Source organism: Clavibacter sp. (assembly GCF_014802555.1).
Classification (GTDB): Bacteria; Actinomycetota; Actinomycetes; order Actinomycetales; family Microbacteriaceae; genus Clavibacter; species Clavibacter sepedonicus.
Genome location: NZ_JAAVCB010000094.1, coordinates 22,694 through 29,268, shown reverse-complemented (window position 1 = coordinate 29,268; position 6,575 = coordinate 22,694). Strand labels below are relative to the sequence as shown.

General features: G+C 75.2%; 7 protein-coding genes and 1 pseudogene. 3 read left to right on the top strand and 5 right to left on the bottom strand.

The features are described from left to right. From HDR73_RS10750 to HDR73_RS10740, 3 genes and pseudogenes are all read right to left on the bottom strand, one after another. Positions 1 to 508, bottom strand: a pseudogene (locus HDR73_RS10750) (molybdopterin-dependent oxidoreductase); the annotation flags it as partial. Next, the gene (locus HDR73_RS10745) at positions 505 to 1,767 is read right to left on the bottom strand and encodes a sensor histidine kinase (RefSeq protein ID WP_012299782.1); all 1,263 of its coding nucleotides are present in this window, start codon (positions 1,765 to 1,767) and stop codon (positions 505 to 507) included. The gene HDR73_RS10745 and the pseudogene HDR73_RS10750, both read right to left, overlap by 4 nt. Beyond that, entirely contained in the window at positions 1,764 to 2,624 is an 861-nt protein-coding gene (locus tag HDR73_RS10740; RefSeq protein WP_041464684.1) for a response regulator transcription factor, read from the bottom strand. The genes HDR73_RS10745 and HDR73_RS10740 overlap by 4 nt, the downstream gene beginning before the upstream one ends. A gap of 141 nt (positions 2,625 to 2,765) precedes the next feature. Between HDR73_RS10740 and HDR73_RS10735 the strand changes: the two genes are divergently transcribed. The 3 genes from HDR73_RS10735 to HDR73_RS10725 are packed head-to-tail and all read left to right on the top strand — an operon-like array spanning position 2,766 to position 4,845. After that, complete coding sequence (locus tag HDR73_RS10735; protein ID WP_012299784.1) at positions 2,766 to 3,473, top strand: glycosyltransferase family 2 protein; 708 nt, start codon at positions 2,766 to 2,768, stop codon at positions 3,471 to 3,473. Further along, the gene (locus HDR73_RS10730) at positions 3,470 to 4,153 is read left to right on the top strand and encodes a TIGR04282 family arsenosugar biosynthesis glycosyltransferase (RefSeq protein ID WP_012299785.1); all 684 of its coding nucleotides are present in this window, start codon (positions 3,470 to 3,472) and stop codon (positions 4,151 to 4,153) included. Before HDR73_RS10735 ends, HDR73_RS10730 begins: the two co-directional genes overlap by 4 nt. Then, positions 4,150 to 4,845, top strand: coding sequence for a class I SAM-dependent methyltransferase (locus HDR73_RS10725; protein WP_012299786.1), 696 nt, complete (start codon positions 4,150 to 4,152; stop codon positions 4,843 to 4,845). Before HDR73_RS10730 ends, HDR73_RS10725 begins: the two co-directional genes overlap by 4 nt. On the opposite strand, the gene HDR73_RS10720 is transcribed toward HDR73_RS10725, so the two are convergent. Next, the gene (locus HDR73_RS10720; RefSeq protein ID WP_049791941.1) at positions 4,794 to 5,294 is read right to left on the bottom strand and encodes a hypothetical protein; all 501 of its coding nucleotides are present in this window, start codon (positions 5,292 to 5,294) and stop codon (positions 4,794 to 4,796) included. The two genes, HDR73_RS10725 and HDR73_RS10720, sit on opposite strands and share 52 nt — an antisense overlap. Then, positions 5,294 to 6,520, bottom strand: a complete 1,227-nt coding sequence (locus HDR73_RS10715) for a molybdopterin-dependent oxidoreductase (protein ID WP_223842655.1) — start codon at positions 6,518 to 6,520, stop codon at positions 5,294 to 5,296. Before HDR73_RS10715 ends, HDR73_RS10720 begins: the two co-directional genes overlap by 1 nt. Positions 6,521 to 6,575 lie beyond the last annotated feature (55 nt).

The following is a 6,575-nucleotide window of genomic DNA, read 5'->3' as shown; positions in this document are numbered from 1 at the left end:
GGCGGGCGATGCCGCGCACGGGCTCCGCGACCGCGGCCGCCGCGGATGCCGCGCGATCCGCCGCGTCCCGCCAGTCGCGGAGGCGGTCGGCGCCCCGGTGGAGGATGAAGACGCCCGCGATCATGCCGACGATCGTGGGGATCGCGACGGCGCCCGTGGCCCCGGCGCGCGTGGTGGCCGCGAGCACGGCGACGCCGGCGAAGAGCGCGAGCACCACCACGCCGAGCGGCGGGCGGCGCACCTGGAGGATCCCGGCGAGCGCGGCGGATGCGAGCACCACGACGCCGAGCACGACGATGAGCGCGACCTTGTCGCCCGTGCCGAACAGGGCGATCACCGTGTCCTTGACGCCCGCGGGCACGAGGTCGATGACGAGCGCGCCGACCGCGAGCACCGGGCTCGCCGCCGGGGCGACGAAGGCCGCGGCGATCTCGGCGACGGACAGCACGGCGAGCGCGGCAACCACCCCGAGGAACGCGGACCACCAGCGGAGGGCCGCGCGGGTCACGAGGCGACCGGCTTGCTGTACGGCAGGATCACGTCGAAGCGGCAGCCGCCGTCGATGTTCTGGACGGTGACGTCGCCGTCGTGCGCGCGCACGATCCCGCGGACGATCGCGAGGCCGAGCCCCGCGCCGCCGCCGCCCGACGCGTAGCCGCCGTCGTGCGTGCCCTCGGCCTGCACCTGGGGATCCGGCGGCGTCGCCTCGACGGGCGCGACCGGGAAGTCGGGGCCGAGCGCGGTCTTCTCCGCGGCGCTCTTGCCGTACGCGCGCGGGGTGCGGGATCCGGTCGACCGCCAGCCCGCGTCGAACACGCGCGGGAGGTCGGCCTCGGGGATGCCGCCCGCGGTGTCCTCGACGGAGAGCACGGCGAGGTTGCCCGAGTCGCGGTGCGCGGAGATCACGATGCGGCCGCCGGGGAGCGACTGCTGGATGGCGTTCATCACGAGGTTGCCGACGACGCGGGAGAGCTCGCGCGGGTCGCCCTGCACCACGAGATCGTCGTGCGCTGTCTCGCCCCGGAGATCGACCTTGCGGGCCTGGGCGACCGGGCCGAGCTCGGCCACGGTGTCGCTGACGATGTCGTAGAGGGAGACGCGCTCGACGGCGAGCTCAAGGCTGCCCGAGTTGATCCGGGAGAGCTCGAACAGGTCGTCGACCATGCCGTTGAGGCGGTTGGCCTGCACGCGGATCTGGCGGAAGTAGCGGTGCTCGTCGTCGACCATGCCGTCCTCGAGCGACTCCGCCATGGCGCGGATCCCGGCGAGCGGCGTGCGCAGGTCGTGCGACATCCACGCGATGAGCTCGCGGCGGCTGCGCTCCTGCGCCTCCATCCGGTCGCGGGCGTCGGCGAGGCGGCGGTTGGCGGCGCTGAGCTCGCGGGCGAGCTGCGCGAACTCGGTGCTGGTGGGACGTCCCGGCTCGACGGCGGCCTCCTCGCCCATGGACGCGGCGTAGCGGCCGAGCTCGCGGCTGCCGCGCACGAGGGTCATGCCGAGCATCGCGGCCATGACGAGGGAGACGAGGGCGGAGACGGCGGCGACGGAGAGGAACGCGGTGAGGCCGGCGTCGTCGACGAGCATGCTCGCGGTGACGGCGACCATGCCGCCCACGACCGAGAGCACGGCGGCGAGCGCGACCACGCAGATCTGCAGCACGAGCGAGCGTCTGCGGAGCGCGCGCAGCAGCACGCTCGCGCCGAGGCCGACGACCGCGGCGCAGACGAGCGCGGTCAGGACGACGATGAGGAAGGAGTCGGCGGTCACGCGTCGGCCCCGGCGGAGGGGGCGGGATCCACGGCCTCGGCGTCGGCGTCGGGCGTCGCGGCGGCGGACGGCGCGGGCGCCGCGGCGTCCGGGTCGAAGCGGTAGCCGACGCCCCAGACGGTGCCGAGCAGCACGGGGTGCGCGGGATCCGCCTCGATCTTCTCCCGCAGGCGCCGCACGTGCACGGTGACGGTGGAGAGGTCGCCGATCTCCCAGCCCCACACCGAGCGGAGCAGGTCGTCGCGCCCGAAGACGCGGCGCGGGTTGCGGAGCAGGAAGGCGAGCAGGTCGAACTCGCGCGAGGTGAGCGACAGCATGACGCCGGCCTGGTGGATCTCGCGCGCGCCGAGGTCGAGCACGAACGGGCCCGCGACGAAGGGCGGCTCCGGCACGGCCTCGGGCACCGTGCGGCGGAGGACGGCGCGCACGCGGAGGACGAGCTCGCGCGGGGAGAAGGGCTTGGCGAGGTAGTCGTCGGCGCCGGCGTCGAGGCCGTTCACGCGGTCCTCGCCCTGGCCGAGGGCGGTGAGCATCACGACGGGGACGGGCGACTCGGGGTGGTGGGCGCGGATCCGCCGGCACACCTCGAGGCCGTCGAGGCCGGGGAGCATGCGGTCGAGCACGACGAGGTCGGGCATGCGCTCGGTGGCGACGCGCACGGCCTCGAGGCCGTCGGCGACCGTCTCGACCTGGAAGCCCGAGGCCTTCAAGTAGCGGCAGACGACCTCGTTCACCGTGGGGTCGTCCTCGACCACGAGGATGCGGCGGCCGCGCAGCGGATCCGGCCGCGAGGGATCGGGCCGCGCGGGGTCGGGGCGCCCGGCGTCGGCGCGCGCGGGATCGTAGGTGGGACTCACCCGGTCAGACTATGCGCGGTCCCTGGGCCGGACCCCGGGGGTGTCCGGCTTGCGAGCGAGCCGTCACCCCTCGGCCATCCGGCGTCGGGTGATGCGGGGGCGTGCGGGACGAGCGCAGGCGCGGCCTCCTAGGCTCGACGGATGACGCAACCGCTCGTGGACGTGGTCCTCCCCTGCCTCGACGAGGAGGAGGCCCTGCCCTTCGTCCTCTCGCGCCTCCCCGAGGGGTACCGCGCGATCGTCGTCGACAACGGATCCACCGACCGCTCCGCCGAGGTCGCGCGCGAGCACGGCGCCCTCGTGGTGGAGGAGCGGCGCCGAGGGTTCGGGGCGGCGGCGCACGCGGGGCTCGAGGCCGCGACCGCACCGCTCGTGGCGTTCTGCGACGCCGACGCGTCGATGGATCCGGCGCTCCTCCCCCGCGTGGTCGACCCGGTCCGCGACGGCGAGCGCGACCTCGTGCTCGGCCGCCGGATCCCGTCGACGCGCGGCGCATGGCCGCTGCACGCCCGGATCGCGAACCTCGAGCTCGCCCGCCGGCTGCGGCGGATCACGGGTGTGCCGCTGCACGACCTCGGCCCGATGCGCTGCGGGCGGCGCACCGAGCTGCTGGGCCTGGGGATCCTCGACCGGCGCAGCGGCTATCCGCTCGAGATGCTGCTGCGGGCATCGGCGGCCGGGTGGAGCATCCTGGAGGTGGAGATGCCGTACGCACCGCGCGTGGGGCGGTCCAAGGTGACCGGCACCGTGCGCGGGACCGTCACGGCCGTGCGCGACATGTCACGCGTGCTGGCCGAGGCGCGAGCGGCGGCAGTGGGCGCCGACCGCACCCCGGGAGGATCCGCGTGACCACCGTCGTCGTCATCGCCAAGGAGTGCATCCCCGGCCGCGTCAAGACGCGCCTGCACCCGCCGTTCACGCTCGAGGAGGCCGCCGAGCTCGCGTCCGCGGCCCTCGCCGACACGCTCGCCGCCGTCGACGACGCCGCGCCCGAGCGCCGCGTGCTCCTCTTCGACGGTGCGAACCCGCCCGCGGAGGCCGCCGGCTACGACGTGATCCCGCAGGTGGCGGGCGACCTCGACGAGCGGCTCGCCGCCATGTACGACGCGCTCGACGGTCCCGTCCTCCTCGTCGGCATGGACACCCCGCAGCTCACCGCCGCCCTCCTCCGCCCCGTGCTCGACTCGTGGGCCGACGGCGCGGGCGGCCCCGACGCCTGGTTCGGCCCCGCGAACGACGGCGGCTTCTGGGCGCTGGGCCTCCGGGATCCGGACGGCGCGCTCGTGCGCGGCGTGCCCATGTCCCGGGACGACACGGGCGCGGTGCAGCTGTCGCGGCTGATCGACGCGGGGCTCGACGTGGCGATGCTGCCCGAGCTCACCGACGTGGACACGGTCGCCGACGCGCGCGACGCGGCCGCAGCGGCGCCCGCCCATCGCTTCGCCGCCGTGCTCCGAACCCTGGACACCGGCGCGGGCACCCGCGCCGCCACCACCGCATCCGCGACATCGCAGAGGGACCCCGCATGAGCCTGGCCGTCGACCACCCCGAGGACCGCGCCTCCGCGCGCGTCCGCACCTTCGGATCCGGTGGCGGCGAACCGTACGCCCGGGCCCTCCGCGACTCCGGGGTCCTCTTCCTGTCGCTCGCGTCCGACGACGACAGCGCCGAGGCGATGGACATCAGCCGCTGGAGCGCGGACGCCGACGCCGTGGACGCGAGCCTCCTCGCGGGCGCGGCCGGTCCCGTCCTCGACATCGGCTGCGGCCCGGGCCGCATGGTCCGCGCGGCTATGGACGCCGGGCTCGGCGCGCTCGGCATCGACGTCTCCCCCACCGTGGTCGAGATGGCCGCGGGCCTCGGCCTCCCCGTGCTCCACCGCTCGGTCTTCGAGCGCCTGCCCCGCGAGGGCGGCTGGGGCACGCTTCTGCTGCTCGACGGCAACATCGGCATCGGCGGCGACGCGGCCGCGCTCCTCGCGCGCTGCGGCGACCTCCTCGACGACCAGGGCGCGCTCGTGGTCGAGACCCACCCGGATCCCGCCCGCGACCGCACCTTCGAGTGCACGGTCGAGGACGGCCAGGGCCGCGCGAGCGACCCGTTCCCGTGGGCGCAGGTCGGCCGCGACGCCGTCGCGCGCATGGCCGCTGGCGCGGGCCTCGACCTCGTTCAGTGCTGGGAGACCGACGGCCGGTCCTTCTGCCGCCTCGTGCGCGCGTAGAGCGCCGCGACCACGGCCGTCGCCACCGCGGTGGCGACCCACATGAGCGCGAGGCGCGGCGCGTAGTCCGCGATGAGGATCGTCGGGTTGTCGTTGCCGATGGCGCGAGCCCGGATCTCGGGGACGACCACCAGGGTCATCACCGCCATCACGACCACGCCGGCCTGCACGATCACGAGCGAGCCCGGAGGGAGGCGCCGGCCCGCCTTCCGCAGCAGCAGGCCGGTGACGAAGACGACGGGCGACAGGATCGCGTCGTGCACGAGGATCGCGAGGAGCAGGAACACGGCGACGCCGACGACCTGGTCGGTGCGCTGGGTCTCGAGCAGGGTGCGCGCGCCGAACGCGAGGCCGACGACGCCGATCGCGACGAGCGCGATCCGGGCGGCCACCATGCCGCGCGTCACGCGGGCGCCGTCGCCGGGCGCGGGGGTGCGGGTGCCGGACATCACATGACCTCCAGGGTCGAGAGCCACTTGGTCTGCAGCACGCCGGGACGCCCGGGCGCGATCATGCGCGCCGGGTAGCCGTGCTGGATGTCGAGGGGCGCGCCGTCGAGCTCGAGCGCCACCAGGGTGAGCGGGTCGCGCACGTACTCCGGGCCCATCTCGGTGCGCCGGAAGCCGCCGCTCTTCTCGAGGCTTGTGACGCGGAGGCGCGCCACAGGGTCGGCGCCGACCTGGTCCATCAGGTCCATGAGGCGGACGCCGCGCCACGTCGCCGACTGGCTCCAGCCCTCGACGCAGGAGATGGGCAGCGTCGCGGTGACGAGCCCCATGCCGCGGAGGTCGTCCATCGTGAAGGCCCTGGAGACGGATCCGTTCGAGACGGTGAGCGCCCACGCGGGGTCGACCGCGGACTCCGTCACGCCCGCGGCCTCGGCCGTGCGGTTGACGGGCAGCCCCTGCGGGCCGGTGCCCATGACGCGCGGGCCGAAGGCGTTGAGCGGGGCGAGGATCCGGAACGACTGGCCCGCGGTGAGGCCCACGACCGCGGCGACGGATGCGCCGACCGCCACGAGGAAGCCGCGGCGGGCGATGGGCGTCGGCGTGACGGGGGTGTCGTCGATCCAGGCGAGCACGCGGCCGGTGACGCCGCGGGGCGCGCGGGCCGGGGTGCCGTCGGCGGCGGTCGCGGCCGACTGGTCCTCGACGATGGGCGACTCGTCCGCCTGCCCGCGCCGCCAGTGGCCCGCGATGGCGGGCAGCTTCACGCCGATGTGGATCGCGAGCGACCCGATCACGACGAACGCCAGCGCGAAGTGCGTCTGCCGGAAGTAGAAGGGGAACGGCACCCACTGGAAGGTGTTGAGGAGGCCCATCGCCACCTCGAGCAGCGACGCCCCGACGAAGACGGCGATGGACGCGCGCTCGAGGAACGAGACGACCCCGGTGACCGGCGGGTACGTGAGCAGCTCGGGGAAGACGATCCAGAGCTTGGCGAGCAGGAGCGGCACGCACGCGATGCCGGCCGTGATGTGGATCCCCTGCGACAGCCGGTAGAGCGACACGGGCGCGGTCGGGAAGCGCATCCACGGCAGCGGGTCCTGCAGGAAGTGGCTGTAGAGGCCCGTCGCGAAGCAAACCAGGAAGGCGAGGCCGAGGAGGCGGCCGATCACGACCGCCAGCCGGGTCGTGCGCGCGGGCGAGGCGAGGCGGCGCCTGGTCTCGTGCATCAGCGTCCGCATCGGATCCGTCCTCCGTCCGGCGGACGGCGGGCCGCGGCCGGTC

Excerpts from the sequence above, each read along its gene's own strand:
- HDR73_RS10715 (WP_223842655.1), bottom strand. The coding sequence starts at position 6,520 with ATGCACGAGACCAGGCGCCGCCTCGCCTCGCCCGCGCGCACGACCCGG.
- HDR73_RS10735 (WP_012299784.1), top strand. The coding sequence starts at position 2,766 with ATGACGCAACCGCTCGTGGACGTGGTCCTCCCCTGCCTCGACGAGGAG.
- HDR73_RS10725 (WP_012299786.1), top strand. The coding sequence starts at position 4,150 with ATGAGCCTGGCCGTCGACCACCCCGAGGACCGCGCCTCCGCGCGCGTC.
- HDR73_RS10720 (WP_049791941.1), bottom strand. The coding sequence starts at position 5,294 with ATGTCCGGCACCCGCACCCCCGCGCCCGGCGACGGCGCCCGCGTGACG.